Origin of the sequence: Brachyspira suanatina (assembly GCF_001049755.1) — a bacterium.
GTDB lineage: Bacteria > Spirochaetota > Brachyspiria > Brachyspirales > Brachyspiraceae > Brachyspira > Brachyspira suanatina.
Genome location: NZ_CVLB01000008.1, coordinates 1 through 1923 on the forward strand (window position 1 = coordinate 1; position 1923 = coordinate 1923).

Consider the following 1923-nt stretch of genomic DNA (forward strand, 5'->3'; position numbering starts at 1 on the left):
TAATACTATCATCAGATTCTTCTAAAATAGGTGATGACTTACCCGAAGTTTATAGTGTAATAAAAACAAAAGATGATGGAATAATAAAATCATATAATGATGACAATGAAATCAAAAGTTCAGCTGCCTATAAAAATATAGATATAATGCCTTGGACAGTTGTATTTGCAAAAGAAGATAGCGAAATATATAGAGAAATAAAATATACAGTTTTGCGTACTATAACAATAGGACCTGCTTTTGTTATATTATGCAGTATATTAATATTTATGTATATTAAAACTATCACTAAGCCTTTAGATGAACTAGTTATTATATCAAAAGAAATTTCTAATGGAGATTTAACTTCCACTCATAGAAGTATAAAACGAAAAGATGAATTGGGTGTGCTTGCTAATTCTTTTTTTGATATGAGAGATAGGCTTTCAGATATTATTATCAAAGTAAGAAATTCAGCATATGAAATAAGAATAAATGCCAAAGAACTTTCTTCAGGAAGTATGGATTTATCGAGAAGAACAGAAGCACAAGCTGCAAGTTTGGAAGAAACTGCTTCATCAATGGAGCAAATGGCTTCTACAATAAGATCATCAGCAGATCAGTCAATAGAAGGTAATAAGATGATGATAGACTCAAGAGATGCTATTCAAAATGCCGGAGAAATAATACTTGATACTACAAAAAATATAGAAGAAGTTTATGATGCCAGCACTAAGATTAAAGATATTACAAAAATAATAGAAGATATTGCTTTCCAAACTAATATATTAGCTCTTAATGCTGCAGTTGAAGCGGCTCGTGCTGGAGATATGGGTAAAGGTTTTGCGGTAGTAGCTTCTGAAGTAAGAAATTTGGCACAGACTACTCAGTCATCAGTAAAAGATATTACTACTTTGGTAGACAATGCATATGAAAAAATTAATAAAGCCACAGAATCTGCAAGAGTTTCACAAGATATATTCAGTGAGCTTCAAGAAAAAATAGAAAATACAGCAAAAATAATGCAGGATATAAGCTCAACAGCAGTAGAACAGCATGAAGGTGTAGAACAAGTTAATAGAGCTGTAACAGATATGGATACAGTAACCCAGCAGAATGCTGCATTAGTAGAACAGGCTTCTGCTTCATCTAACTCTTTGCTTAATCAGGCTGAAGAACTGGTTAATGCTATGAGTTTCTTTAAAGTTTGATAATTTCAGTATGATTTTTAAGGGTTATTTCCTAATGTAAGGAAGTAACCCTTTTTATTTGATTTTTGCATTTTTACATTGAATAAATATCATAAAATATAATTTTTTAAAAAAAATTACAATTTTTTTTTATTTTTATATTCAAATTATCCGAATAAAATATATATTAAAACAATTATTTTTTAATAAAAACAAAATTTCATTAGGGTTTGTATGTATGAGAAAAATGAAGAGTTTAGCTTTTAAAATTCCTTTCATTATCAGTATTATCATTTTCATTACAATTTTTATATTGGGAACACTTTCTGTATTATCATCTACAAGGGCAGTAAAAAGAACAACATTAAACGGCTTTAAATTCACAGTTTCAGGATATGCTTCTATGGTAGATATGGTACTTCATGAGCAGCTATTAGCCATTGATACATATTCTAAATCATCAACTGTATTTAATATACTTTATACTAATGATGCAAATGTTAAACAGCAGAGCATAAACAGATTAAAAGATTTTGCTTCAGTAAATGGATATGCTCTTAATATGGGACTTGCAGATGTCAATGGAAGGATAATAGTTGATAGTGATAATGCATCTCTTGAAGGCACATCTATAACTGATTCTGACACTGAATTATTTACAAGATTAAAAGCAAATAATTATAATGCTACTTATGCCAATACTATAGCAAAAGATTCTCAAGCTATACTTCTTTGCAAAGGACTATTTAATTCT

General features: G+C 29.3%; 2 protein-coding genes. Both read left to right on the forward strand.

Annotation, left to right across the window (positions count from 1 at the left end; genetic code table 11):
• Positions 1-1190 (forward strand): methyl-accepting chemotaxis protein (locus BRSU_RS13955; protein WP_048596198.1); only part of this gene is annotated, 1190 nt, incomplete at its 5' end.
• Between the two features lie 217 nt (positions 1191-1407).
• Positions 1408-1923, forward strand: a 516-nt coding sequence (locus BRSU_RS13960; RefSeq protein WP_048596199.1) for a hypothetical protein, incomplete at its 3' end; no start/stop codon positions are given.